Origin of the sequence: Microcoleus sp. OTE_8_concoct_300 (genome assembly GCF_031383065.1) — a bacterium.
Taxonomy (GTDB): domain Bacteria; phylum Cyanobacteriota; class Cyanobacteriia; order Cyanobacteriales; family Microcoleaceae; genus Microcoleus.
Genome location: NZ_JANMZH010000893.1, coordinates 1 through 26181 on the forward strand (window position 1 = coordinate 1; position 26181 = coordinate 26181).

The 26181-nt window shown below is 45.4% G+C and carries 18 protein-coding genes and 1 pseudogene; 8 read left to right on the top strand and 11 right to left on the bottom strand.

Going from position 1 to position 26181, the window contains the following annotated elements; translation table 11 throughout:
- Window positions 1-842 (top strand): annotated as a pseudogene (locus ACUVJL_RS38795) (ATPase); the annotation flags it as partial.
- Window positions 843-1147: 305 nt separating this feature from the next.
- Here ACUVJL_RS38795 and ACUVJL_RS38800 read toward each other — a convergent pair.
- The 4 genes from ACUVJL_RS38800 to ACUVJL_RS38815 all read right to left on the bottom strand — a co-directional run bounded on the left by ACUVJL_RS38800 (window position 1148) and on the right by ACUVJL_RS38815 (window position 6735).
- Complete coding sequence (locus ACUVJL_RS38800) at window positions 1148-1795, bottom strand: Uma2 family endonuclease (protein WP_445250675.1); 648 nt, start codon at window positions 1793-1795, stop codon at window positions 1148-1150.
- 14 nt (window positions 1796-1809) lie between these two features.
- Window positions 1810-2232: a hypothetical protein gene (locus tag ACUVJL_RS38805; RefSeq protein WP_445250676.1), complete on the bottom strand. Its 423-nt coding sequence runs from the start codon at window positions 2230-2232 to the stop codon at window positions 1810-1812.
- Window positions 2183-2656, bottom strand: coding sequence for a hypothetical protein (locus ACUVJL_RS38810; protein WP_445250677.1), 474 nt, complete (start codon window positions 2654-2656; stop codon window positions 2183-2185). Before ACUVJL_RS38810 ends, ACUVJL_RS38805 begins: the two co-directional genes overlap by 50 nt.
- Window positions 2657-2739: 83 nt before the next feature.
- On the bottom strand, window positions 2740-6735 hold the full coding sequence (locus tag ACUVJL_RS38815; RefSeq protein WP_445250678.1) for a magnesium chelatase subunit H: 3996 nt from the start codon (window positions 6733-6735) through the stop codon (window positions 2740-2742).
- A 539-nt stretch (window positions 6736-7274) separates the two neighbouring features.
- On the opposite strand from ACUVJL_RS38815, the gene ACUVJL_RS38820 reads away from it, so the two are divergent.
- The 3 genes from ACUVJL_RS38820 to ACUVJL_RS38830 all read left to right on the top strand — a co-directional run bounded on the left by ACUVJL_RS38820 (window position 7275) and on the right by ACUVJL_RS38830 (window position 11274).
- Complete coding sequence (locus ACUVJL_RS38820) at window positions 7275-8264, top strand: calcium-binding protein (protein WP_445250679.1); 990 nt, start codon at window positions 7275-7277, stop codon at window positions 8262-8264.
- Window positions 8265-8831: 567 nt separating this feature from the next.
- Window positions 8832-9821: a calcium-binding protein gene (locus ACUVJL_RS38825; RefSeq protein WP_445250680.1), complete on the top strand. Its 990-nt coding sequence runs from the start codon at window positions 8832-8834 to the stop codon at window positions 9819-9821.
- Window positions 9822-10278: 457 nt separating this feature from the next.
- Window positions 10279-11274, top strand: a complete 996-nt coding sequence (locus ACUVJL_RS38830; protein WP_445250681.1) for a calcium-binding protein — start codon at window positions 10279-10281, stop codon at window positions 11272-11274.
- Between the two features lie 145 nt (window positions 11275-11419).
- Here ACUVJL_RS38830 and ACUVJL_RS38835 read toward each other — a convergent pair whose 3' ends face one another.
- Together ACUVJL_RS38835 and ACUVJL_RS38840 are read right to left on the bottom strand one after the other, a co-directional pair.
- Window positions 11420-12142, bottom strand: a complete 723-nt coding sequence (locus ACUVJL_RS38835; protein WP_445250682.1) for a Uma2 family endonuclease — start codon at window positions 12140-12142, stop codon at window positions 11420-11422.
- A 79-nt stretch (window positions 12143-12221) separates the two neighbouring features.
- The gene (locus ACUVJL_RS38840; protein WP_445250683.1) at window positions 12222-12698 is read right to left on the bottom strand and encodes an ankyrin repeat domain-containing protein; all 477 of its coding nucleotides are present in this window, start codon (window positions 12696-12698) and stop codon (window positions 12222-12224) included.
- A gap of 36 nt (window positions 12699-12734) precedes the next feature.
- Here ACUVJL_RS38840 and ACUVJL_RS38845 point away from each other — a divergent pair, with 36 nt between their 5' ends.
- Window positions 12735-14021 carry a lipid-A-disaccharide synthase gene (locus tag ACUVJL_RS38845; RefSeq protein ID WP_445250684.1) on the top strand — a complete coding sequence of 429 codons (1287 nt, stop codon included), beginning with the start codon at window positions 12735-12737 and terminating at the stop codon, window positions 14019-14021.
- Between the two features lie 138 nt (window positions 14022-14159).
- Here the strand turns inward: ACUVJL_RS38845 and ACUVJL_RS38850 are convergent, their stop codons facing one another.
- Both ACUVJL_RS38850 and ACUVJL_RS38855 read right to left on the bottom strand, forming a co-directional pair.
- Window positions 14160-14330, bottom strand: coding sequence for a YqaE/Pmp3 family membrane protein (locus ACUVJL_RS38850; protein WP_445250685.1), 171 nt, complete (start codon window positions 14328-14330; stop codon window positions 14160-14162).
- A 39-nt stretch (window positions 14331-14369) separates the two neighbouring features.
- On the bottom strand, window positions 14370-15314 hold the full coding sequence (locus ACUVJL_RS38855) for a fused MFS/spermidine synthase (RefSeq protein WP_445250686.1): 945 nt from the start codon (window positions 15312-15314) through the stop codon (window positions 14370-14372).
- A gap of 610 nt (window positions 15315-15924) precedes the next feature.
- On the opposite strand from ACUVJL_RS38855, the gene ACUVJL_RS38860 reads away from it, so the two are divergent.
- Entirely contained in the window at window positions 15925-16995 is a 1071-nt protein-coding gene (locus ACUVJL_RS38860; protein ID WP_445250687.1) for a sensor histidine kinase, read from the top strand.
- Between the two features lie 79 nt (window positions 16996-17074).
- Entirely contained in the window at window positions 17075-19636 is a 2562-nt protein-coding gene (gene priA / locus ACUVJL_RS38865) for a primosomal protein N' (RefSeq protein WP_445250688.1), read from the top strand.
- A gap of 73 nt (window positions 19637-19709) precedes the next feature.
- Here priA and ACUVJL_RS38870 read toward each other — a convergent pair whose 3' ends face one another.
- The 3 genes from ACUVJL_RS38870 to gltD all read right to left on the bottom strand — a co-directional run bounded on the left by ACUVJL_RS38870 (window position 19710) and on the right by gltD (window position 24599).
- Window positions 19710-21536 carry a tetratricopeptide repeat protein gene (locus tag ACUVJL_RS38870; protein ID WP_445250689.1) on the bottom strand — a complete coding sequence of 609 codons (1827 nt, stop codon included), beginning with the start codon at window positions 21534-21536 and terminating at the stop codon, window positions 19710-19712.
- Window positions 21481-22836 (bottom strand): P-loop NTPase fold protein, encoded by a 1356-nt coding sequence (locus tag ACUVJL_RS38875; protein WP_445250690.1) that lies wholly within the window; start codon window positions 22834-22836, stop codon window positions 21481-21483. Before ACUVJL_RS38875 ends, ACUVJL_RS38870 begins: the two co-directional genes overlap by 56 nt.
- Window positions 22837-23114: 278 nt before the next feature.
- Window positions 23115-24599 carry a glutamate synthase small subunit gene (gltD, locus tag ACUVJL_RS38880; protein WP_445250691.1) on the bottom strand — a complete coding sequence of 495 codons (1485 nt, stop codon included), beginning with the start codon at window positions 24597-24599 and terminating at the stop codon, window positions 23115-23117.
- A 520-nt stretch (window positions 24600-25119) separates the two neighbouring features.
- Here gltD and ACUVJL_RS38885 point away from each other — a divergent pair.
- A complete protein-coding gene (locus ACUVJL_RS38885; RefSeq protein ID WP_445250692.1) occupies window positions 25120-26151 on the top strand; it encodes a sulfate/molybdate ABC transporter ATP-binding protein in 1032 nt (343 codons plus the stop codon).
- Window positions 26152-26181 lie beyond the last annotated feature (30 nt).

The following is a 26181-nucleotide window of genomic DNA, read 5'->3' on the forward strand; positions in this document are numbered from 1 at the left end:
GCCTAATCGATCGCATCAAAACCCAATTCGATTACGTCATCTATCGCAGCCTCGGCTTTTCCCCAACCCTAGACGCAACCCTCACCAACCTGCTGCAAATCTTTTCCCAACAATCTGAAATTCCCCAAAACATCGAAACCAAACTTTCCCAACTCCGCGATTACCTGCGAAAGTACAGATGTCTGATTGTCCTCGATGACGTGCAGATGCTTTTGGGCCGCCGACAACTCGCAGGACAATATAAAACTGGATATGAAGATTATCAGTTATTTTTTAAACTAATTGCCGAAGTTTGTCATCAAAGTTGTTTGATATTGAATAGTTGGGAAAAACCCCGAGAAATTGCCAGATTATCAAAAGATAATCATCCCGTGCGATGTTTTGTATTGGGAAGTTTAGGAGTCGCAGCTAAAGAAATTTTGAACTCACAAAAGTTATCCGATGAGGAAACATGGGAAACTTTGATTGATATTTATCAAGGCAATCCCCTGTGGTTGGAGTTGACTGCAACGCTGATTCAAGAGTTGTTTGGGGGGAGAGTTTCTGAGTTTTTGCAGTGCGAGATGCCGATTTTAGATGAAGGGTTGCAATCTCAGTTATCTCAACCTTTTGGGCGTTTGACTCCGGCAGAGTTGGCAGTGATGACTCACCTGGCTAATCAACCTGAACCCCTTCCTGTGTCGCAAATCTTCAACAAAATACCATTTTCGCCGTCAGAAATAGTCAATGCAGTGCGATCTCTTGGAAATCGGTTTTTATTGGATACGCAGGAACAGGAACAGATAACTTTGTTTAGTTTGAATTCAGTGGTGAAACACTATGTAAAAACTCAGTCTTCTTAGTCCGCGCAGGCGGACTTTGTTTGTGTAGACGCGGTTTCAACCGCCGTCTTTATTCGATCGGACTCAATAGACCTCTTGCAAAAATCCTTTTCATCAATTGATGGGACGGGCAAGATGCCCATCCCACAATAGTTATTTTTTCTTGTGGGATGGGCATCTTGCCCGTCCTATTTATTTTTGCAAGAGGTCTAATATTCTTAGTCCGCGCAGGGGGACTTTGTTCGTGTAGTTGCGGTTTCAACCGCCGTCTTTATACGATCGAATAAATTCGATCGTATTTCATAAAGCGGGTAACAAACCCAGAATTAATTTAAGTGCGATCGCACCCACTCTCTAAACTCTCTAATTCTCGCATTCTCTCCCTTTTCTGAGTCTAGGTGCATAAACTGTGCGAGTTCTTTGACAGAAAACGAGGCAAATGCCAAACTGGTTTCACACTCGACATAACTCGTATCATTTAAAATGTTAATTATTAGTTTCCCCTTCTTCCAAATCCAAACCTCCGGCACTTTAAGTTCCGCATAAACCGCCATTTTATTGATAGATGAGCTAGTCAAATCCATTTCTACAGCTAAGTCTGGCGGCGGGTCAGTTTTGAGGTCAATTTTTAATTTCCCTCGCATTACAGCTTCATTTTGGATGTAAAAACATTCATCAGCTTCTTTGCCAGCTTTCTTAGGTTGCGAACGCCAAGTAGATGATTTTAATCCGATAATCTCTAATCCTAATTCTTCAGAAAGTGCTGCAATTAGTCTCCCAAGAGTCCAGCTATACCTTTCATGTTCTGGCAGAGGCACCATAAGTTCCAAAGTTCCGTTGTAGTAAGTCATGCGCGGCGTGGGACGTTCCGCAAATATTTCTAACAACTGTTCGTAGGTTTCCCAACTGATATCGTGTAAAACCAGGCAAGAACCTGCAAGATATTCTTTAGTATCTGTCAGAGTTTGAAGCATTGAAAATACTCCTGCTAAATTAGATTAATAATTTGATTGATGATTCGGTCTACATCTCTCACGAGTAACCCGGCTTCTGGTAAAGTAGTCTGTTCTTGAGGAGACTTATAGTTGTTTTTCCCTTGAAACTCAGGGTAAAGAAACTTACTTCTATAACCGTTTTTTTCCACACGAATAATCAAAGCAGCTAAATTTTTGACATTGACTGAATCCGCCAAATTCTTCTTGCACAAGCTCAAAAACATTCGCAACTTAGTCTCGTGGTTCATGGGAATACTACTTTTAAAATGGATTATTATAGCAACCGCGATCGATTCCAGAGCATGATAGGCAAGAAAACCAATAACTTCTTGAATATTTATCCCCTGAGATTGGTGCTGCTTTGCACTAGCTATGTACCTCTGCGCTATCTCGATGTAAGCTTCTTTTTGCTTCATACACTCTCACACCATCTTTGATATATTCCAGAAAATAGCTAGGCATTGCCTCAAATTTCTCGTAACTAATATTATTTAGAATCGGCATTACCAGATACTCAACAAAAAAGTCTGCTAAGATTTCCGACATTTCCCAAGTAATCTCAGTATCTCCTTCAAAATCTCCAAATATGAAAACTTGAACAACTTCCCGTTCTCTTTTTTGCAATACTAGGTTCTGGCGTTCTAATTGTTCGTAGTCTTTATATAAATCTTCAATCACAATCAAGTCTACAGACTGCAATTTTTTGAGTCTTTCCCTTTCCTGAAAAATACTATTGGCAATAAATTTATAAAATCCCAGAAAGTCTTGTTCGTAAGAGTTTATGTCTTGCGTGACTTGCTTTACCGCCTCAATAACTCGATCGGCCTTTTGAACTGCCATATCCTCTCCTTTATATCTTGTGGCACAAGCATCTGGCCAGTGCCATACTCTTGAGGCAGGCAAGATGCCTGCCCCACACTATTCTATTCTACCCCCTCAATCCGGTCTTCCACCTCCTGATAAAGTTCACGCAGACGATCCAAATTACTCTCCGAAGTCTCCCAATAACCCCGGCCATTCACCTCAAGCAAAGTGCTGACAATCTTGCGGAAAGAATGAGGATTTAAGTTAAGCAAACGCTTCTGCATCTCCTCATCTTGGATAAACGTAGTGTTGACATCCTCATACACCCAATTATCCACAGCGCCCGCCGTCGCACTCCATCCAGTTGTATTCACCAGACGCTTAGAAATCTCCCGCACGCCTTCGTAACCGTGCGACAACATCCCCTCGTACCACTTCGGATTCAGCAGCTTAGTCCGCGAATCTAAACGCACGGTTTCTGATAGCGTCCGCACCTGCGCGTTGGCTGTGGTTGTATCAGCAACAAAGGATGTCGGTTGCTTCCCATCTGCGCGCAAACTGCCGATCAATTTAGTCGGGTCGGAGTCGAAATAGTGCGACACGTCGGTTAGGGAAATCTCTGCAGAATCCAAGTTTTGGAAGGTGACTTCCGCAGTTTTCAAGGATGATTCAAAAATCTTCCGGTCTTGTTCCATTGTTCCCGGATTGTCGGAAGAAAAGGCGAAGGATTTGCGAGTTAAGTACATTTCCTGCAACTCGGCTTCGCTTTCCCAAGTGCTGTTTTCTACCGCCAAGTTGATGTTAGATGAATAGGAACCTGAGGCATTGGAAAATACCCGGGTTGCTGCTTGTCGCAGGTTGATTCCCATTTCTTCCGCTTGCTTCAGGGCGTGTTTGCGGACGAAGTTCATCTCTAACGGTTCGTCGGCTTCCGCTGCCATTTTCACGGCTTTATCTAACAAATTCATTTGGTTGATGAACAAGTCGCGGAATACGCCGGAACAGTTAATTACTACGTCGATTCGAGGGCGTGCCAACTCTTCTAAAGAAAGCAATTCGAGTTTGTTTACCCGGCCCAATGCGTCGGGAACTGGCTTCACTCCCACCATCCACATTACTTGGGCGAGGGATTCGCCGTAAGTCTTGATGTTGTCGGTTCCCCACAACACAACGGCGATCGTTTCTGGGTAATTTCCGCCGTTATCAACGCGCTGTCTTTCTAACAGCCGATCGACTACAACCTTAGCAGACTTAACCGCCCCCGTTGTAGGGATTGACTGCGGGTCCAAAGCGTGCATATTCTTGCCCGTCGGCAAAACATCCGGGTTGCGAATCGGATCGCCACCGGGGCCAGGCAGAACATACTCGCCTTCTAACGCCCGCAACAAAGCGCCTAATTCGTTGTCGGCACAAACTTGCTGCAAGCAGAATTCCAGATACTCAAACAGCGGTTTAATCGGTTCTGGATCGATTTTTTTGTAACCGGCGGCGTGCAGTGCATCAATCCAAGGTGTTTTCTTGCCCATGTTGAAGAAATTCAACTTAGAAACAAGGGAAACTCGACCCTCAGCATCGGTTTGTTCCTTCACCAAAGCGCCCACGGCATCCCGACAGGCCAACGTGATATTTTGCAGCAATTCAACATCAGTTAAAATGCCTTTGTCGCTGTTAGTGTAAATTTCGCCGATATCGCGTCCGAGACTGTTAGCTATAATCCGCGGCAAGCTGATCAGTCCGTCTTCTTCGCGGTCTAAATTGGCGATATTCACCAAAGTTGCGATCGCCTCTTCCGCAGTCGGCGGCTTACCGATAACGTGCAAACCGCAAGGTAACAACCGCGACTCAATCTCCATCAACTTGCGGTAAACCAAGCCAACTAAATTGTCCCGTTCCTCCGCAGTCATTCCCGCAGCAACCCCTCTTTCTTGTTCGGGAGGTAAGGCGATATCCTTGTCCAAATTCACCAAACGGCATTTTTCGACGATCGCATCAACAATCGGCACACCGCGCCCAGTCTCTTTCAAAGTTTGATAAGAAGCAATTAACTCGCTGAGTTCCTGCAAACCTTTGTACAAACCAGCATTTTCAGCCGGAGGAGTCAGATAGCTGATTGTTTCAGCATAACTGCGGCGCTTAGCAATTGTTGCCTCGCTGGGATTGTTGGCAGCGTAATAATAGAGGTTAGGAATTTTGCCGATCAAACTGTCGGGATAACATTCCCCAGACATTCCCATCTGCTTACCCGGCATGAATTCTAGCGAACCGTGAGTGCCAAAGTGCAGCACCGCATCCGCACCCCAAATGCGCTCCAAATATGTATAGTAAGCAGCAAAACCGTGGTGCGGGCTGGCAGAACGAGAGAATAACAACCGCATCGGATCGCCTTCGTATCCAAAAGTAGGTTGCACTCCGATAAACACATTGCCGAAATGTTTGCCGAAAATCAGCAAATTTTGTCCGTCGCTGTTCAAATGTCCCGGAGGCGGACCCCAATTTTCTTGCAAGCGTTCCGAGTAAGGAGTGAATTCTTCGTATTCAGCTACAGACATCCGGTAAGCAACATTTAATTCCGGGCTTTGGTATTGGGCTGTTGCGTCGTGGATGACTTCTTGCATCAGTTTTTCGGCGGAATCCGGCAATTCTGGCAAGTCGTAACCGTTGCCTTTTAAGGCTTTCAATACTTGGTAAATCGAGCCGAAAACGTCCAAATAAGCGGCAGTTCCGACGTTGCCTTTGTCCGGCGGGAAACTGAAAACTGTGATCGCAACTTTTTTATCTAATTTTGGTTTGCGGCGCAGTATTGCCCACTTCATGGCGCGCTGGGAAATTGCTTCGATTCTATCTTGCAGGGCGATCGCCTTGCCAGTTGCGCCATCACGTCCCGACAAAATAATCGGTTCGATCGCGCCATCCAACTCGGGAATGGCAATTTGCAAAGCAACTTGAATCGGGTGCAAGCCTAAATCGCTATTTTCCCACTCTTCCGTCGTTTGGAAAACCAGCGGCAAAGCCACCATGTAAGGGCAGTTTAGCTTTTTCAAAGTCTCGATCGCCTTCGGGTGATCTTGTTTCGCCGGGCCGCCCACCAGCGCAAAACCAGTCAGAGAAACCACCGCATCAACTATCGGCAGCGGTGCAACACCTTTGGTCCCAACTTCCAAGAAAAAAGTTTCGACTGGTTTCGAGAAGTCCAAACCGCCGGCAAAAATCGGCACCACCCGCGCCCCCATAGCCTCCAATTCCTGCACCATTGCTACATAGTGCGCGTCATCTCCGGTGACTAAGTGAGTCCGCTGCAATACCAAGCCAATGCAAGGTGCGAGGGGGTCTTTGAGGTCTGCGGAAATATCTTTGCGGGCGTTGTACCAGGTGAGGTATCCTTTTACATCTTCAAACATCGACGGTGCCAAAGGATGCCAAATTCCCATATCCGGGTAGACAACGGGCTCTTGAAAAGTTAGCTGTTCCTGGCCTTTGAACACATATTTATGTGACAGCATCAGCAAGAAGTTTTCCAAGTTTTCTTGGGAACCGCCCAGCCAATACTGGAAACTCAGCATGAAGTTGCGCGCGTCTTGGGCTTTGTCAATGGGCAAATATTTCAGCACTTTCGGCAAAGTTTGCAGCAGTTTCAGCATTCCGTCTTGGAAGGAACTCCCGGATTTTTCCTTCCGTTTTTTCATGAATTCGCCGATCGCACTTTTGCTTTGTCCCAACTGTGCCATCGAGAAACTGCCCATTTTATTTAGCCGCATCACCCCAGGCATCGACGGGAAGACGACGGCGACATCCAAGCTGTCGCGCAGCGGTTCCACCGCCGCTACCACTTTTTCGGCCAAATCTTCGATGAAAATTAGAGAAGCAATAAATACGTTGGCATCTGCGACATCCCGCTTGAAGGCCTCGTAATTTTCCGGGCTGCGGAGTTCCTCGATCAGATAGCCGCTGATTTCTATTGCCAGATTCGGATTTTTCTTGTTTATCGATCGAACCGCTGCCGACAGGGCGCTTTGATACTGCGGTTCTAGTACGACATAGACCACCTTCATGAGCGATCGCCCCTGCAAGTTTTCCGGCACGACGTGGCGAATGGTGGGCTTGACGTGAGTGAACATCCGGTTAGGCTCCTTTAAGATGCTGTTTTCGCGAATCGGGAATTTTTTTATCCCATAAGCATTTTTACCAGAAAATGCTTGCCATTAGGCGATTTGAGCCTGCATATGACACAATTCGACAAATTTATGGCAATTTTTCGTTACATTTTTTTATAAATTCCTTGAGCAAATACTCCATCTTTTCTTTACAAAATTTTACTTGAAAAAATTTATTTTATATGTTTTTGGTTAATTGGTTTGATAAAAATAATTAAAAATTAACCAACCATTGAGAAAGAAATCCTGAAAAAAGTGCCAAGTTTTGTAGAATCGATCAAATTTGCGATCGAGCAATTAACTGATGGAAAAAAGGCATAACTTGTGAAGGCAGAATGTAGCCTTCGGATCATTGCTGACTCACCAAAATAGATTGATATGTTCCCAGGAACTTAAAACAATTTCATAACGTCTTTTTTGTCTAAGTTCCTGATTGGCGCTCTAGTTCACGGAAAGCTAATTGCTATGGACTATCAAGCTCATCAAAACATTTGGGGGAAAACATGGCTAACTACGCAATTTTTGACGAACAATTCTACCTCGCCTCATATCCTTGGATCAAACCCGCCATTGATGCCGGAGTCATCAAATCCGGGAGAGAACACTTTGAAAAATTCGGTCAAGCTGGCGGTCTAACCAAAGTATCGCGTTATTTTGACGAAAATGCTTACCTTACTGTCAACACAGACCTCAGACCCTTTGTCCGCACAGTCAATCCAAACGCGCCTTTTGCGACAGGCCTCGATCACTTTATCCAGTTCGGTTACGATGAAGGACAGCGCCGCAGCGCAGTATCCCCTGAGTACAGCGAAGATTTTTATTTAGCAAATAACTCAGAGCTGCGATCGTTTATCGGCCCCAATGCACCTTTCAAATCAGGCTACCAGCATTTCATTCAATTCGGCGCCAAAGAAGGTCGTTTTGGAACTTCATTTTTTGAACCGGAATACTTAAGAGAAAACCCCGACATTGTACCGTCTGTCAACTCGGGAGTCCTGAGAACTGGTCGGGAACACTACTTCAATTTCGGGAAAAACGAGCCAAACCGCAAGGCAACTTTTGTTGGTAGCCGCAGCAACGATATTCTCACTGGTGTTGGTGTGGGGACTACCGAACTGATTGGAGTGGAAGTAGGTATCGATCCCAGGCGCAATCGGCAGTATGAAAGCTTTGGCACCAATGAGTTCGATGTCCTGATTGGCAGTCCGGGAGCTGATACGTTCGTACTCGGAGTTCCTGCTACAGCCGGGAATGTCACCCCGACACCGCTGTATTTGGGTAACGGTCAAGCTACGATTCGCAACTTCGACATAGAAAAGGATTTTATCCAACTGCAAGGAACTTCTTTAAGCAGCTACAACCTGGCTCCCGTTGGCAACAATTTGTCCATCCAGACACGTGCCGGAGACGTGCTGGGCGTGATTGAAGGAGGAGCAAACTTGGGTTTGATCTTCCAAGAATCTAACGGTAACGGTACTTTCTTGATTGGATAGTCATTGGTCATTGGTCATTGGTCATCAGTCATCGGTCATTGGTCATCAGTCATTAGCTAATGCTGATGATTGATGACTTTTGAGTTTTTGTGGGCGATCGTCTTATTCAAAAAGGGCGATCGCCCTTTTTAAGGCTGTCATCAAAACTATTAGAGGTAATCTAATAATAATTAACTTGACTGTACAAGCAAAAACAGCAAGCAAGGATTTCTCCAAATTCGATTAATGGCGCGCAGTGATCCGAATTAATAAAGATTAGTCAGCGGATCGCAGAAATATGTCTGAAGTGATACTTTGACCAGCAATAAACAGTGTAAAATTGTATGTAGCGCTTCTCCAGTGAGTTTGGTCAAACGCGAGCAATTAAAAGTGATCAATTACCCATTACCGGACATACATAACCGCCCTTGAGAAAGGCTATAGTAGCAGCGATTATAGCGGTTCTCAGATAAATGAGGTATACAGAAACCCTGTAGTGTCAAGCTTTCCAGGTCAAAATTCGTACCTCACCTTTTTGAGAAAGGCTATATATTCCATGTTTAAACAACGCATTTTCGGCAAAAAACAATGACAAACTATGACATTTTCGACGAAAAATACTACCTCTCACAATATCCTTGGATTCAGCCGGCAATTGATGCAGGAATCATCAAATCGGGACTAGAACACTTTCAAAAATTCGGTCAAGCCGCCGGCTTAACTAAAGTTTCGCGTTATTTTGACGAATCTACTTACCTTGCCACCAAACCAGACATCGTATCCTTGGTTCGCACAGTCAACCCAAACGCACCCTTTGCCACCGGCCTCGATGAATTTATCCAGTTAGGTTACGATGAAGGAAACCGCTTATTCCGGCGCACTCAAGTATCGCCCGAATACAGCGAAGACTTTTATTTAGCAAACAACTCAGACTTGCTACCGTTTATTCAGAACAGAACTTTCAAATCAGGCTATCAGCATTTCGTTCAATTTGGGGCTAAAGAAGGTCGTTTTGGAACTTCGTTTTTTGAACCAGAATACTTAAAGAAAAACCCGGATATCGTACCGTTTGTCAACTCAGGCGTATTGAAAAGCGGCCGGGAGCACTTCTTCAATTTCGGGAAAAACGAGGCTACTAGATCCGCAACTTTTGTCGGCACCCGCAGCAACGACTTCATCACTGGTGCGGGTGCGGGGACTGCGGAATTTGTCGGAGTAGAAGTAGGTATCGATCGCAACGGCAACCGACAGTATGAAAGCTTTGGCACCAATGAATTCGATATCCTGACTGGTGGCCCGGGAATTGATACATTCGTCCTCGGAGTTCCTGCTACAGCCGGGAATGTCACCCCAACACCGCTGTATTTGGGTAACGGTCAAGCTACGATTCGGAACTTCGACGCAAACGATTTTATCCAACTGCAAGGAACTTCTTTAGACAGCTACAGCCTGACTCCTGTGGGTAACAATTTGTCAATCCAGCGTTTTGGAGATGTGCTGGGCGTGATTGAAGGAGGAGGAAGCTTGAATTTGACTTTCCAAAAATCTAATGGTGACGGTACTTTCTTGATTGGTTAGTCATTAATCATTGGTCATTGGTCATTGGTCATTGGTCATTAGCTAATGCTGATGATTAATGACTTTTGATTTTTTGTGGGCGATCGTCTTATTCAAAAAGGGCGATCATCCTTTTTTATGCTCTCATCAAAACTATTAGAAGTAATCTCATAATAATTAACTTGACTGTACAAGCAAAAACAGCAAGCAACAATTTATCCAAATTCGATTAATGGTACGCAGTGATCCGAAATAATAAAGATTAGTCAGTCGCTGGTATAAATAGGTCTAAAGTGATACTTTTGCAACCAATAAACAGTGTAAAATTGTATGTAGCGCTTCTCCAGTGAGTTTGGTCAAACGCGAGCAATTACAAGTGAAATTACCCATTACTGGACATACATCACCGCCCTTGAGAAAGGCTATAGTAGCAGCGATTAGATTCCATGTTTAAACAACGAATCTTCGGCAAAAAACAATGACAAACTATGACATTTTCGATGAACAATACTACCTCGCCCAATATCCTTGGGTTCAGCCTGCCATTGATGCAGGAATTATTAAATCGGGAAAAGAACACTTTGAAAAATATGGTCAAGCTGGTGGCCTCACCAAAGTATCGCGTTACTTTGACGAAGAAACCTATCTAGGTAACAATCCAGATATTGCTCCCTTTGTCCGCACCTCAAACAACCCAAATGCGCCTTTTGCCTCTGGTTTAGACCAATTTATTCAGTTTGGCTACGAAGAAAGCCGCACCCGCGTATCGCCTGACTACGACGAAGCGTTTTATGTGGCAAATAACCGAGATATCCTGCCGTTTATTCAGAACGGAACTTTCAAAAATGGCTACCAACACTTCGTCAAATTAGGAAGCAAAGATGGCCGATTTGGTACTCCTTTTTTTGAAAGCGATTACTTAAAGCAAAACCCCGATATTGTACCGTTTGTCAAATCAGGAACGTTTACAACCGGGAGAGAACATTACGTGAAATATGGACAATTTGAATCTACTCGCTCTGCGACTTTTGTCGGAAGTTCCGGCAATGATATCGTCACTGGTTTTGGGGCAGGAAATGTGGAAATAATTGGTGTTGAAGTAGGTGTAGAACGTGTTTACGGCGCGCGACTTTATGAAAGCGACGGCAGCAATGAATTCGATACTCTGACTGGCGGTATAGGTAATGATAAATTTGTGTTGGGCGATTATCAACAGTTCGCCCGCATTATGAGTCCTGGAGAGCAGTTATACATCGGCCCTGGTTTTGCTACAATTGTGAACTTTACCAAAGGCAAGGATAGCATCCAGCTTTTGGGGCCTTTAGATAAATACATTCTGTTTCCGATCAACAATAATCAAGATTTAGCAATCCAAACCAAGGGCTTTGACACGGTGGCTGTGATTCAAGGCGGAGGAAATCTCAGCTTGAATGTATTGCCAGGAGCTACTCCTCTTAAAATTTTACTCGGCTAGAAATCCTGAATCTATTTAGGAGTTGGTGTGGAATGAGGTTACTGCGATCGCCTCTTGAAACAATGCGATAATTGATTGTACAATCCAGAACCCGGGTTGATTCGATCAACCCGGTTTCTAAGTCTTTAATGGCGATCGCACTTTCCTATTCCGGCAAATCACCAAAGCGATCGCGGTATCTGGCAAGCTGCTGTTGTATTTCCTCCGCTCTTTGTTCTGATTCCTCCGCTCTTTGCTGTGCTCGATCGGCAGTGTCTTCAGCCGTCAAATACCTACTACCTCGTTCGTCAAACCAGTACAAAACCTCCAACTGTCGCTCCCCATCGCTGTACTGACCTCGACCAATTCCTAAACCCACTTCCGGCATCCAGAAAGGTTCACCAATTTGCTGTTCGTACTCGCCATTTACCAAACGATAAACTTCAAACGGTTGATGTTGGTCTCGCCGCCAGTAGTAGGGATTATAAATCACATAGTACAGCACGCCCAACCGCGCATAAATCTCTATTTTTTTATCGTATTCGCCGCCGTAAGTTTGAGAAACAATCTCTAGGGCAAATATCGGGGGAATATTATTTTCTTCCCACAGGACGTAACTGAGGCGCAAAGTATCGCCTTTGAACCTTTCAACGCCCAAACTCAAGAAGCCGTCAGGAACGATTGGAACCAGATGACTTACTCCCGTCGTGTGATAAACTCCCATATCCACGGCAAAAAACCAGTCGTTCCGCTGCCGCCAGTGAAATTTGAGCAAGAATAACAGTAAGTTGGGAAGGAAGTTTTGATTTTCGTTATCCACAGGAGTATCATCCGAAGAAGGAAGTTCGGCGCTAGTTGGCAAACGCATTTCTCGATCGAATAGTACCATGATAGAAAAATGGCAAATTTATTGATTAATTGTATCATCCAGAAACCGGGTTTCTCCAATAAACCCGGTTCCTAAGTCTTTAATGGCGATCGCGCGCTAGCTTCAAAACCTCAACCGCATCTTTGTGACCTTCCGATGACGCCCAAATTAAGGCAGTCCAAGTATTATTATCATACGCTTTGATATCAGCTCCTTTATCGATTAAAAATTCCACAACTTGAGTGCGCCCGCTGCCTGCAGCACTCATCAAAGCGGTCAAACCAAAATTAGTTTTAGCATTCACATCCGCTCCCGCCTCCAGTAAAAGCTGTACAATCTCGCTATGTCCGGCAGCAGCGGCACTCATTAACGGCGTCCACCCGTCATTATCTTGACTGTTTGCCTCCGCACCCGCAGCCAGCAATTTTTTGACGATCGCAGAATTGCCAGCCTCAGCCGCAGCCGTCAAAGCCGTCTCACCTTGCTCATCTTTGGCATTGATATCTGCACGCTGTTCGATCGCACTTTCTACAGCCGCAACATCACCCGTCTTGATGGCATTAATTAAATCTGTCATAAAATCTCCCTTGCATCCTCTCAAATCTTAAATCCTATGGCAGTAGATATTTTAATCCTCTCCAACGGCCCCGGAGAATTGGCAACTTGGGTGCGTCCCGCCGTGCAGGCTTTGCGCCAGCAATTGGGGAACGCGGGTACTCAAGCCCGCATCTCTGTGGTGCTGTCCCCCTGTCCCCACGCCACCGGGAAAGAAGCACAAATCGCCCGTTCCTACCCCGAAGTGGACAGAGTGCAGGCGTCGGAGCATTTTTTTCCATTCTTATTATCGGGCAAAACTGCTGAAAATTGGGATTGGTATGAAACAGGAGTTGTTTTGTTTTTAGGCGGCGATCAATTTTTTACAGTTGTGATTGGAAAAAGGCTAAAATATCGCACTGTTATTTATGCTGAATGGGACGCGCGGTGGTATCGCTGGATTGATAAATTTGCGGCGATGAAACCTGAAGTTTTTGCCAAAATTCCCCAAAAATATGCTAATAAATTTACAGTTGTGGGAGATTTGATCGCGGAAGTTGCTCGTTCCCAGGAAGAGCCGGGAAACGCATATCCAGAGGCAGAGTCTCCTACAAAAATAGAATTAATTGGATTGTTGCCCGGTTCTAAAGCGGCCAAATTAGCTTTAGGTGTACCGTTATGTTTGTCGATCGCCCAATCAATCCATCGCATCCGCCCTCAAACTCGCTTTGTAATTCCCGTTGCTCCTACCTTAGATGTGCAAACTCTAGCAGGTTTTGCCGACCCCAAACAAAATCCTTGCGTGCATTTATTTGAGAACGCCAGCGCGGAACTTCATTTAACAGAAAGGCCGTTTTTGCAGACAGCAAATAAGTTGCAAGTAGAACTTTGGACGCAGACGCCCGCCTACGATTTGCTATCAGAATGCAGCCTGTGTTTAACTACTGTGGGAGCGAATACTGCCGAATTGGGTTCGTTAGCTGTACCGATGATTGTTTTGATTCCGACGCAGCAATTGGATGCGATGAAAGCTTGGGACGGATTGCCGGGATTGCTGGCAAATTTGCCGTTAGTCGGTTCAGTTTTTGCTACGGCGATTAATTGGCTAATCTGGCAATTGGGAAAGGGTAAGCTTTATGCTTGGCCGAATATTTGGGCACGGGAGGAGATTGTGCCGGAGTTAATTGGGAAGCTGGAACCGGATGCTGTGGCTCAATTGGCGATCGACTATTTGAGCCATCCTGATAAATTAGCACAAATGGGCGATCGTTTGCGTGCGGTTCGAGGAGAATCGGGGGCGGCGAAAAAAATTGCTGAGTTGGTTTGTGAAGAAATTGAGGTGCAATCTAATTTTGAGATGAATTAGATTTTTTTTTTACCGCAGATGAATGCAGATTAACGCGGATGAACGCAGATTTAATACTGATTAATTGGTAAAAACAGGCAAAAGAAATTTTATTTTCTCTGGCCTGTTTATTATCCAAAAACTGGATAGACTCTCAAGTTAACCCCGATCGTTCTTGGCAATCACCCAAATGGCGTGGATCGTACCCGGAAACAAGAAAAAACAGCTTAGAACCAGGTTGATCCAAAAATCTCTGCCGATGCCGACAGTCATAAATACGCCCAGAGGGGGAACAAAAATTGCAGCGACTATGCGAATTAAATTGCCCATCTCAGTTACTCCGAACGAGTTTTCTCTTTCAATTTAACTTCACTGACTGACAGAGCCTTTCCCGAAAAATTTAGGCGGTGCTGCCATAGTGTAAACTTCGGTTTCAGCGGCGATTACCTGCCGCAGGTGACCGGGAACTTGCATCAACCCCAACAGTGTAATCCCGTCGAACATCCGCAACCCGCCAGTTGTTTTCTCGGCGAGTAATTTGTCAGTAGCTTCGGGTTCTGGCCGGGTATTTATTTCTTGAGTTGAAGCTATGGCAAAACCCCAAGGAGCTCCGTAAGTAGAAATAAAGCTGGTACAGGATTGAACGTTGGGGAAAACCGATTTCAGGGTATTGACAATGCGAGCGTGCATTTTCATTTCGGCGGGAGAAACTGGTCCTGCTTGCACTACGAAATATCCGTTAGGCGACATTACGCCGCGAACTTTCTCAAAATACTCCTTGGTAAACAACTGGAAAGATGGGCCTTCTTCTATGGGATCGGACAAGTCAGAAATGACAATATCCCAATCTTTGTCTGTTTTGTCTAAATAGTCCAAAGCGTCGCCGATTACTACTTCGCAGCGGGGGTCGTCAAAGGCGTTTTGGTGCATTTCTGGGAGGTGTTCGCGGCAAGCTTCTACTACTTCGCCGTCAATATCGATCATCACGACTTTTTCAACTGTTTTCCAGCGCAGCACTTCTCTAATTGTAGCTCCTTCTCCGCCGCCGAGAACGAGCACTTTTTTGGGGGAACCGTGACTAATCATGGCTGGGTGTACCAGGGGTTCGTGGTACAGAAACTCGTCGCCTGTACAAGATTGCCATTTGCCGTCCAAAACTAAGCCTTTACCGTAGGTACCGGTCTGAACTACGTACATTTCTTGATAGGCTGTTTTTTTGTAAGCGAGCACGCCGATGATGCCGTGAACGTAAATATCCCAAGGGGTAATGTACTCGCTCATCCAAAAGTCTGCACGAACTTCGCTACCTGACATCAATTACTCTCCAAATATAAACTTCTGTGTCAATGTGGTCACAAGTAGTAGTTCTTAGCACAAAATGGTGCGGGTATGTAAGTACGATCGACACATTGGAGTGAGATTTCTCAGCAATGGTATAGTGTGATTGCGTTCTGGGAGAACCCAATTGGCTTGGTACTTGAGATTGCTTGCCCGATCGCGCGCCCAGTCGATCGTACTTTTCCCATCCCCCACCCTCACTCTGTCACATTTAATATTTTCGCTTTGGATTGCCGGCGGGTTTTGTACCAATGTTGTCTGAATCGGGCAATTTTTCGCGCTGGGCCCGCCTTTATAAGTTTGCGATTGCTCTGCTTATTTATCAAAAATCGGATGAAAACCCCGCAAATGCGAGTGCGGGGAATAAAAGTGGCGAGCGGTTTTCACCAGGCTTGTTATTAATATCTTGACATTTTGAATCTATATTAGATAAGATTTTTAAACAGACCAAAATAAAGGAAGTGTTTAATTTTTACGACAAAATTGCCTAGGCGATGTGGGACGAGATTCTAACTAGGTAAAGAGTGCAACTAAATTTACTAATAAAACTGTTATTAAACTATTTGTAGGTGCAAAATAATAGCCGATGGAACCAACAGACTGGGAAAACAGAATCAAAGAGCTGGAAAAGGAAAATCGAATACTGCGGAAAAAACTCGAAACTTCGGAAACCGAACGCAGCGAATTAGAAGCCCTTAATCAAAAAAAAGAATATTTGCTAAGAAGTGTCACTGAGGAATTTAGAGATTCCGAAAATCTTTTAAAAGCAAGAATGTCTACCCTAGAAAAAGCTCTGGAAAACCAGCAAACAATGCAGCTCAAATTGATCGAAGCCGAAAAAATGTCGGCTTTGGGAATTTTAGTAGCTGGTATCGCCCACGAAATCAACAATCCCGTCAACTTCATCTACGGCAATATTACCTATGTCAATGATTACACTGCCGACCTTTTAAAATTGCTCGCAATGTATCAGGAGCGGTATCCCGAAACAGATGCAGAGATTGAAGCTTTTATTGAAAAAATTGACCTCGACTTTATGCGCGAAGATTTGTTGAAAACTCTTTCGTCAATGAAAGTTGGCTCCGATCGCATCCGCGAAATTGTGCTGACTTTACGTAACTTTGCGCGGGTAGATGAAGCCGAAAAGAAACCGGTTAATATTCACGAAGGAATTGACAGCACTTTGTTAATTTTGCAGAATTTAACTAATGAAAAACCCGGTTATCCTGCTATAAAAATTGTTAAAAATTATGGAAAGTTGCCGAATATTGAATGTTATGCGGGGCAATTAAATCAGGTATTTATGAACATCATTAATAATGCTGTTGATGCCCTGCGGGAGCGAGAAAAAAAGTGTTCCCTAGGCGAGAGAGAAGCCAAGCCCAGCCAGATGGAAATTACTACTTCTATTATTTCCGGAAATTGGGTAAGAATTAGCATCAAAGATAATGGTATGGGAATGAATGAAACGGTAAAAGGTAAAATTTTTAATCCGTTTTTTACGACCAAACCAGTCGGTCACGGGACGGGTTTGGGACTGTCAATTAGCTATCAAATTGTTGTGGACAAACACGGCGGGAGGTTGGAGTGCATATCCGCAATTGGAGAAGGGACTGAATTGGTGATCGAGATTCCGATCGCCAATTCCCGCAGCTAAGATCGATCGATCGAGCTAAACTGAGGGATAATGAAAACTCCCTTTGACCGCGGCTCCTCCTAGTTTGATGTGCAACCCTATGTCTACTGTCACTTTTGGTTTGTCAACCCCTGTAGCGGCAGAGCCCGGGGCATCCTACGGCAGCAGCGAACCGCCACAGCGCCCCACGGTGGGGGCAGAGTGGATCGAGGTATTGGTGGACTCTCCTTTCAGGGGTGCGGGGGACTCCCCTGGGGAGGAAAACAAATTATTTACTTATCGTTTACCTGCGGAACTTACCGTGCAACCAGGGGATATTTTGAGTGTACCCTTTGGCAGTCAACAGGTAGGGGCGATCGCGATTCGGTTCATTTCTCAACTGCCGCCCGACTTAGAGCCCACAAGGGTTAAAGATGTCGAAGATGTGGTCAGTGCGGGTTTTTTCCCGCCTAATTACTGGGAATTGCTCGATCGCACTGCCACCTATTATTGCACACCTTTAATTCAAGTCATTAGAGCCTCGCTGCCGCCCGGTTTGTTAAGCCGTTCCGTGCGCCGAATTCGCTTAATTAAGGACGCAATTTCTCCGAATGCCGAAACATTTCTCAATCCCGCCGCTAGTCAAATTTTGCAATTGCTGCAAGCTCAAAAAAACGGCGATTACACTTGGCAATACCTCCAGCGACAAGTCAAGGGAAGTTATCGGGGATTGCGAGATTTATTGAAACGCGGTTGGGTAGAAAGTTATTTAGAACCTCCCAATCCTCCCAAACCAAAACTCAAACCTGCCGTGACATTAATTGCTAGGGCATTTGTCACAGATTTAACCCAGCGGCAACAAGAAGTATTGGAAGTTTTGCGGCGCGGTGGCGGTGAAATGTGGCTGAACGATTTGCTGAAAATTTGCAGCGCGAGTTCTTCGGTGGTCAAAGCTTTGGAGCAAAAAGGTAGCGTTGTTATCGATCAAAGGGAAGTGCTCAGGGGCGATCGCGGAATTGCTCAATTGCCCGATTCACCGAAGACTTTAACTCATTTTCAAGCTGAAGCTTTAGCGTTTATTAACACTTTTTCGGGATTCCGTCAAGTGCTGCTGCACGGCGTTACAGGTTCCGGGAAAACCGAAGTGTATTTGCAGGCGATCGCCCCAATCTTAGCCAGCGGCAAATCCGCCCTCGTACTCGTTCCCGAAATCGGCCTCACACCGCAACTTACCGATCGATTCCGAGCCCGTTTTGGCGAGCAAATTTGCGTGTACCACAGCGCCCTATCCGACGGCGAACGTTACGATACATGGCGTCAGATGCTGACTGGAACCCCGCAAATTGTCATCGGCACGCGATCGGCCATTTTTGCGCCTTTACCTCACCTCGGCTTAATTATCCTCGATGAAGAACACGATAGCAGCTTCAAACAAGACCAACCAGCCCCCTGCTACCATGCCCGCACCGTTGCCAAATGGCGCGCCGAATTAGAAAATTGTCCCTTAATTTTAGGTTCCGCAACGCCAGCTTTAGAGACTTTTGTCCGGACGCGCCGAGATTATTACTCGTTACCAAATATCCATTATTTATCATTGCCCGATCGCATTTATTCCCGCCCGATGCCGCCTGTGGAAATAGTCGATATGCGCCAAGAATTGCGGCAAGGAAACCGCTCAATTTTCAGTGCTTCCCTGCAAAACGCGCTGGAACAATTGCAAGCAAGACAACAGCAAGGTATTCTATTTATTCACAGAAGAGGACACAGTACCTTTGTCTCTTGTCGAAGTTGCGGCTATGTGATGGAATGCCCGCACTGCGATGTTTCCCTGTCTTATCACCAAGTCGGCGAAGGAACCGCAGAAGTGCTGCGGTGTCACTACTGCAACCACACGGAACGACACCCCCAAAACTGCCCGGAATGCAGTTCTCCTTACTTCAAAAACTTTGGCAGCGGTACTCAGCGAGTCGAACAGGAATTAACGAGATTGTTTCCAGAATTGCGGGCAATTCGATTTGACAGCGATACGACTAGAAATAAGGGCGATCACCGCAGATTGTTAACGCAATTTGCTAATGGGGAAGCTGACATTTTGTTGGGTACGCAAATGCTGACGAAAGGGTTAGATTTAGCGGGAGTCACATTGGTGGGAGTTGTGTCTGCTGACGGGTTGCTAAACTTATCCGATTATCGGGCCAGCGAACGAGCTTTTCAAACTTTAACTCAAGTCGCGGGCCGTGCGGGCAGAGGTGACGATCCGGGGCGGGTAATTATTCAAACTTACACTCCCGAACACCGGGTTATTCAAGCGGTTAGGCGGCACGAATATGCAGGTTTTGTGGAAACAGAATTAGCAGAAAGAGCGGCGCTGAATTATCCTCCTTCGGGGCGGCTGGTATTGTTGCGATTGAGCAGTGTAGATGCGGCGGAAGTGGCGGTGACGGCGGTACAATTGGCCTCTGTTTGTCAGGAGTATATTCAGCGATTGTCTGTACCGGGGTGTGAGTTGTTGGGGCCTGCACCTGCGGCGATTATGCGGGTGGCAAATCGCTATCGGTGGCAGATTTTGCTGAAGTTGCCTTTGGATGAGTCGGTGGATTTGTCGGATTTGATCCGGTTGCGCGATCGCACGCCGCGTTCTGTTAGTTTAATTATTGATGTCGATCCGTTGAATTTTGGTTGATTGGTTGTGGAGAAATGCGATTAATATTACCCACAGTCAGGACACGGCAGTGCCGTGTCTTCTATCATGTCGCTTAAAAATCCGGGTTTTGCCACTCTCTCTCGATTTTTTCTAAGTATTTCGAGGCTCCCAATTGTTGAAAGATTTGATGAGCTGTGTTGTAATATTGTTGGGCCAGTTCTGGGTTGTTGCGCTTTTGCCAAACTTGAGCAATCCGAAAACTAGCCTCAGCAATAAAATCTGTTTCTCCGAGTTGTTGAAATCTCTCTAAAGCATCAGTTAACAACTGTTCTGCTGCATCTAAATTGCCTCTGCTTAATTCAAGTTCTCCAAGAGAAGCAATTGACTTTGCCATACCAGAGCGATCGCCCAATTCTGTCTCAACTTCCAAAGATTGCCGATACAATCTCTCTGCTTCATCCCAATTGCCGCGATTTCGCTCGATATCTCCCAATAATCCCCAAATATTTGCCATACCAGAACGATCGCCCAATTCTGTCCTTAATTCCAAAGATTGTCGGTACAATCTCTCTGCTTCATCCCAATTGCCACGATTTCGCTCGATATCTCCCAATAATCCCCAACTATATGCCATCCCAGAGCGATCGTCAAATTCTATCTCTACTTCCAAAGATTGTCGATACAATCTCTCTGCTTCATCCCAATTGCCACGAAATTGCTCGATATATCCCAATCCTTTCCAACTATATGCCATACCAGAGTGATCGCCAAAGTCGCGATAAATTTCCAAAGCTTGTTGATAATAACGCTCCGCTTCAGTCAGATTCCACATTTCTTTTGCCACCCATCCTAACTGCTGGTAGGTGCTGGCTTGAGAGTAGATATCTCCGATTGCTTGTTCAATTTCTAAACGTTGCTGATAAAAAACCGTCGCCTGCTGCCAATCCCGCAAATCCTGACAGACATTTCCCAAATAATACAAAGCATTAGCTTCCCCCCAACGGTTTCCCAGCGTGCGGCTAATTTCCAGCGATGCTTGATAGGCACTCATTGCCGCCGAAAATTGTCCCTCTTGCGTGTAAGCTTTACCCAATTCATTATAAACTTCAGCTTGCAGCGATAAATTTTCACTTTTCTTTGTCAACTCCAAAGCTTTTTCTAAATACTCCCTCGCTTTAACTGGCTTTCCTTGACTGAGATAAGCAACTCCCAGTTGATGTAAAATATTGCTGCAAGCACTAGGATTTCTTTCAGATCCAGAATGGCTCGGATTGTACTCCATCAACAAAGATTCTAAAAGTTCAATTCGTTCTTGCTTTTCTGGTGTCTTTAAAGTCCTAAAACTCCTTTCCGAATCAAGAGTCCGAGCAACGGCATCATCTCTAGTAGATTGAGTAGTTTTAAACAGAAATACGGCCGATTTCCAAGACCAAAAATCCGGTGCAAACTTCGCCAAACGAGTAATCGCATAGTCTGGCAAAACAAACAGTATCGGATAGGGCACTCTGGTTTTATAAGCATCTCGTACAAAATTGAGGTCTTGTAAAACCGGAGGATATTCAGCAAATTTGCCAATAGATTTTTCCAATCCTCGCACAATTAAAACTAATTCTTTATTGGCATCTCGCTTAATTGTCGGTAAGATTTTGACAATTTCATCTAGCAAAAAACGCAAATTTTCATCAAAACTCAAAACTTCAAATTGGTTTTCTTGAGAAATGGGATGATTTTTCAACCCCTCAATTAACAAATCGGCTTCAGCATTAAAATTAACTTCTACAAATGCGATCGTAAACTTGTCCGCAAAATCAACGAAGGTCAAAAGTTCAGTAAATATTTGCTGATTTGCTGCTATAAGTCGCCCAATTTGTGAATTTCGATCGTTATGGGTTAACATTGGATTGGCTGGCATCTCGGAGGGCTTTTTGGAATTCTTCATTTTGCTTCACTACCGGATTCGGATAGTTCCATCGATTTTTGCCGTTATATTCCAAAACAGAAGTGTTGAATAACATTAATTGACCGACATCATCTTTAGTAATATTTTTTGTCAAACAAGTTTCAGCTAAAACCGGGTAATGATTTTGGGGGATAATCCGCTCAAAATTAAATTGCTCTTGTTTGACTGCATAAATAACATCGTCGGCAGTTATTTTAGCATTACCGTTAGTGCTCGCAGTCAAACAAGCTGTCCGCATCATCCGTATGAGTTGGCGAACATGACCTCCGCTAGCTTTTGCTAATTCTAGCAATTCTTCCCGCGACTCAAATATCTTGTCAACTTCCACGCGACGCTCGATTAAGCTAGCAATAGCATTTAAGCCTGCTTGGTTGTAGTTTAAGTCACAATTATCTCGCTCGAATTCATAAATATTGACCATCGGGACAATGTGGGGGTTGCCAAAATTATTATTAAGATTTTTAGCAGAATAAAGAACAGAAAGCGGAACTGTGTAAACCATCGTACAATCCAGTTGTTGAAGTTGAGCAGCATAGTCAAAAAATAAATGGTTTGCCACCTCTGGAGGAACGCGATCTAAATTATCAAAAATAATCAGAAAACCTTTATAGTTTGGAAACTTGTTTCGTAGTTTTCTTGCACCATCATTTAATAACAAGTTAATATCAGCTTTTAAACGAGAGACATCCTTTTCTAAAATTTGGCGAATGCTTTTTTTTCGTTTGTCCGATCCTTTAATTTGTGCCAGCAATTTCACCAGCAACTTAGCCAAAAAAGGAGCTTCTGGCCCCAAAGTTGCTTCTCCTTCGATACTCACAGAACTTTCTACAGTTTGTTCGGTTTCTTCGGTAACATCCTTAAACCAAGCTTCAAAATTTTTTATCAGCTTGTCATCTAATTTAAGTTTAAGTTTCCGTAATTCAAACTCAACTTGCTTAATGACAATTAAATATAAGTCCGTATAACTGACATCATTAATATCTGTTTCTTCGTTAACCTCCAGATAAATTATGCGATAATCTTTTTCCCACTGCTTTTCGATCAGTTTCAATTCTGTACTTTTGCCGCAGCCTGAATGTCCTGTAAACAAGATTGTGGTAAACTGTTCGGATTCTTGAAACTCCAAACGGGTACTGATACTTGCGATCGCTTTTGTTTTGCGAACCTCTGATAAATCGACGTAATAGCGATCGAGATCTTCTCCTTCTAATGGGTCAGTATTACAGACTCGAAAAGCTGTTTTGAGAGTTGTGGCGCGGTTGGTAGGATGAGTATTCATAAATTTTTAATTTAGTAGATTTTTTGCGGGCAACCTGAACAATTTATCAAAGTTAAGTTGTGTAGGTATTTGTATTTTAGCAAAATAAGTAGATGAGCGGTTGCTCTAAATAAGTAGGGATACGGCACTGCCGTGTCCTATAAACCTCACATCTTGCACCATTCTCAAGAACGGGCAAGATGCCCGTTCCACAAGAGATGAATTTTATTGTGGAACAGGCATCTTGCCTGTTCATAAAAGTCTTATCGAGAATGGTGCAAGATGTCAGATAAACCCTACTAAGGCAAATCCGTGCTCCCCATCAGATAAAGGTCGCACTCCCGGGCCACGCCGCGCCCTTCATTAATCGCCCAAACCACCAAACTTTGTCCCCGGCGACAGTCCCCTGCTGCAAAAACTCCCGGAATGCTGGTTGTATATTTTTCGTGCTCGGCTTTCACATTGCTGCGGGCGTCGCGTTCCAATCCCAGCGCATCCAGCAAGGGCTGTTCCGGGCCGAGGAAGCCCATCGCTAGCAACACAAGCTGCGCCGGCAACACTTTTTCCGTGCCCGGGATGTGTTTCGGAATAAACTGTCCTTTCTCGTTTTTCGCCCACTCCACCTCAACGGTGTGCACGGCTTTGACATTGCCGTTTTCGTCGCCCTCGAACTTTGTCGCCGTGGTGAGATAGCCGCGGGGGTCGTCGCCGAATTTGGCTGCTGCTTCTTCTTGGCCGTAGTCGAGGCGGTAGACTTTCGGCCATTCCGGCCAGGGATTGTTGGCCGCCCGTTCTGAGGGCGGTTTGGGCATGATTTCTAGCTGTACGAGGCTTTTGCAGCCGTGGCGAATGGAGGTGCCCACGCAGTCGGTGCCGGTGTCGCCACCGCCGATGATGACGATATCTTTGCCTTCGGCGGAGATGAAGTTGCCGTTGGTGCTCTTGTCGAGAACAGCTTTGGTGTTCGCCGTCAGGAAGTCCATTGCGAAGTGGATGCCTTTTAATTCGCGGCCGGGGATGCCCAAGTCGCGGGGTTTGGTGGCACCTGTACAGAGAACAACGGAGTCGTATTCTTTTAGCAGTTGTTCGGCTGGTAAGTCTTTGCCGACTTCGGTGTTGCAGACGAATGTCACGCCTTCGTCTTCGAGGACTTTCAGGCGGCGCATTACGACTTGTTCTTTGTCTAGCTTCATGTTGGGGATGCCATACATTAGCAGGCCGCCTGGTCGATCGGCTCTTTCGTATACTGTTACCCAATGACCGGCTTTGTTGAGTTGGGCGGCGGCGGACAAACCGGCGGGCCCGGAACCGATGACGGCGATTTTTTTGCCGGTGCGTTTGGCTGGCGGTTCCGCAGTAATCCAGCCTTCATCCCAGCCTTTGTCGATAATCGAAGCTTCGATGTTTTTAATCGTGACTGGCGGGTTGTTGATGCCGAGCACGCAAGCGCCTTCGCAGGGTGCGGGACAGACGCGGCCGGTGAATTCAGGGAAGTTGTTGGTTTTGTGGAGTCTGTCTAGGGCTTCTTTCCACAGTCCGCGATATACTAGGTCGTTCCATTCGGGGATGAGGTTGTTAATCGGGCAGCCGCTTGCCATGCCGCCGATCATTGTACCCGTGTGGCAAAACGGAATTCCGCAGTCCATGCAGCGCGCGCCTTGGGTGCGGAGTTTGTCTTCATCCATCGGCAGGTGAAATTCGTCCCAGTTGTGGACTCTCTCGACTGGTGAGAGTTCGGAGGGCAATTCGCGCAAGAATTCGATAAAGCCTGTTGGTTTTCCCATAGTGGTGTTTTTGTTAGAATTTACTATTCTGTCAGTTTCTCAAAGCTGAAGCTGGCTGGCTTCTGAACTAACTATTGTGATCTAAATTGTGTGCGATCGCACCTCAGATTGAGCAATTCCTACGTGAAATCTTCAATATTGCCGGGACTCGCCAATTGTCGGGAGTCGGGGAATCATCAGGCTAGCAGACTACTGCAAAACAACCCTTGCTGCTAAGGTGTTGGGCATTTAACCTGCATACTGCAGGCGGGGACATTTAATTTTTCCCTAATTGACTGACGATCGCATTTATCGCATTTATTGCATCGCAACCGATACAGCCACATCTCGAAACCCTCGCGGGTTAACTCGGACGGCCCGCCAGCGTCAACTTTCAAGCCCAGTCCCCATCATCCGGGCCTCGAAATACAATACAAAAAGTTACAGGTGTTGCAAAATATTATTTTCAGGATATACTACTGTAACTCGGTCAGATAAGCGGAGTTAGCTTGTTTCACTCCTAAAATAGGTAAATAAACTCATGAGTATTACAGTTCAGAACGTATCGAAACACTTCGGCTCCTTCCACGCAATTGACAACGTGAATTTGGAAATTAAAAGGGGATCTTTAGTCGCGCTGTTGGGGCCTTCCGGTTCGGGGAAATCGACTCTGCTGAGGATGATCGCGGGGCTAGAACCGCCGGACAGCGGTCAGATTTACCTGATCGGTGAAGATGCTACTCATCAGTCGGTGCAGGAACGGCATATCGGTTTTGTGTTTCAGCACTACGCTTTATTCAAACACATGAGTATTCGGAAAAATATTGCTTTTGCGATGGAAATTCGCAAAGTTCCTAAAGCCTCTATTAGCAGGCGGGTTGATGAACTTTTGGATTTAGTGCAGTTGACAGGTTTGGGCGATCGCTATCCTTCGCAACTTTCCGGCGGCCAGCGGCAGCGGGTTGCTTTGGCCAGAGCTCTAGCAGTTCAACCAAAAGTCCTGCTGCTAGACGAACCTTTTGGAGCATTAGATGCTAAAGTCCGCAAAGAATTGCGATCGTGGCTGCACAACCTTCACAAAGAAGTTAACATCACCACAGTTTTTGTGACTCACGACCAAGAAGAAGCTATGGAAGTAGCCGATGAAATTGTGGTGATGAACAAAGGTAGAGTCGAACAAGTTGGCAGTCCTGCTGAAATTTACGACAAACCCGCGTCAGCTTTTGTGATGAGTTTTATTGGGCCGGTCAATGTGCTGTCGAATGCTGCGGGTTTGTTCGCCAGCAACGCCACAACCGCTCGCCATAATGGAGCCGCTCATTCGGAAGTAGTGTTTTTGCGCCCCCACGACGTGGAAATTAAAACTAAGCCGGAGTCTGGTTTTTCATTAGCAACAGTCAGCCGCATCATTCATTTAGGGCGGGAAATACAAACCGAGTTAGTGTTAGAATCCGAGCAGGTAGTAACAGCTTATGTCAGTCGCGAGCGCTTCGATTCTCTACAGTTAACCCGAGATCAGCAGGTTTACGTCAAGCCCAAACACGCGATGACTTTTCCTGCTTATTCAATTTAAATCAGCCACTGCATCTTACTCTAAATACTA

Bases quoted from the DNA above. Each gene is read 5' to 3' on its own strand.
- ACUVJL_RS38800 (WP_445250675.1), bottom strand. From the start codon at position 1,795: ATGCTTCAAACTCTGACAGATACTAAAGAATATCTTGCAGGTTCTTGC.
- ACUVJL_RS38805 (WP_445250676.1), bottom strand. From the start codon at position 2,232: ATGAAGCAAAAAGAAGCTTACATCGAGATAGCGCAGAGGTACATAGCT.
- ACUVJL_RS38810 (WP_445250677.1), bottom strand. From the start codon at position 2,656: ATGGCAGTTCAAAAGGCCGATCGAGTTATTGAGGCGGTAAAGCAAGTC.
- ACUVJL_RS38815 (WP_445250678.1), bottom strand. From the start codon at position 6,735: ATGTTCACTCACGTCAAGCCCACCATTCGCCACGTCGTGCCGGAAAAC.
- ACUVJL_RS38820 (WP_445250679.1), top strand. From the start codon at position 7,275: ATGGCTAACTACGCAATTTTTGACGAACAATTCTACCTCGCCTCATAT.
- ACUVJL_RS38825 (WP_445250680.1), top strand. From the start codon at position 8,832: ATGACAAACTATGACATTTTCGACGAAAAATACTACCTCTCACAATAT.
- ACUVJL_RS38830 (WP_445250681.1), top strand. From the start codon at position 10,279: ATGACAAACTATGACATTTTCGATGAACAATACTACCTCGCCCAATAT.
- ACUVJL_RS38835 (WP_445250682.1), bottom strand. From the start codon at position 12,142: ATGGTACTATTCGATCGAGAAATGCGTTTGCCAACTAGCGCCGAACTT.
- ACUVJL_RS38840 (WP_445250683.1), bottom strand. From the start codon at position 12,698: ATGACAGATTTAATTAATGCCATCAAGACGGGTGATGTTGCGGCTGTA.
- ACUVJL_RS38845 (WP_445250684.1), top strand. From the start codon at position 12,735: ATGGCAGTAGATATTTTAATCCTCTCCAACGGCCCCGGAGAATTGGCA.
- ACUVJL_RS38850 (WP_445250685.1), bottom strand. From the start codon at position 14,330: ATGGGCAATTTAATTCGCATAGTCGCTGCAATTTTTGTTCCCCCTCTG.
- ACUVJL_RS38855 (WP_445250686.1), bottom strand. From the start codon at position 15,314: ATGTCAGGTAGCGAAGTTCGTGCAGACTTTTGGATGAGCGAGTACATT.
- ACUVJL_RS38860 (WP_445250687.1), top strand. From the start codon at position 15,925: ATGGAACCAACAGACTGGGAAAACAGAATCAAAGAGCTGGAAAAGGAA.
- priA (WP_445250688.1), top strand. From the start codon at position 17,075: ATGTCTACTGTCACTTTTGGTTTGTCAACCCCTGTAGCGGCAGAGCCC.
- ACUVJL_RS38870 (WP_445250689.1), bottom strand. From the start codon at position 21,536: ATGAAGAATTCCAAAAAGCCCTCCGAGATGCCAGCCAATCCAATGTTA.
- ACUVJL_RS38875 (WP_445250690.1), bottom strand. From the start codon at position 22,836: ATGAATACTCATCCTACCAACCGCGCCACAACTCTCAAAACAGCTTTT.
- gltD (WP_445250691.1), bottom strand. From the start codon at position 24,599: ATGGGAAAACCAACAGGCTTTATCGAATTCTTGCGCGAATTGCCCTCC.
- ACUVJL_RS38885 (WP_445250692.1), top strand. From the start codon at position 25,120: ATGAGTATTACAGTTCAGAACGTATCGAAACACTTCGGCTCCTTCCAC.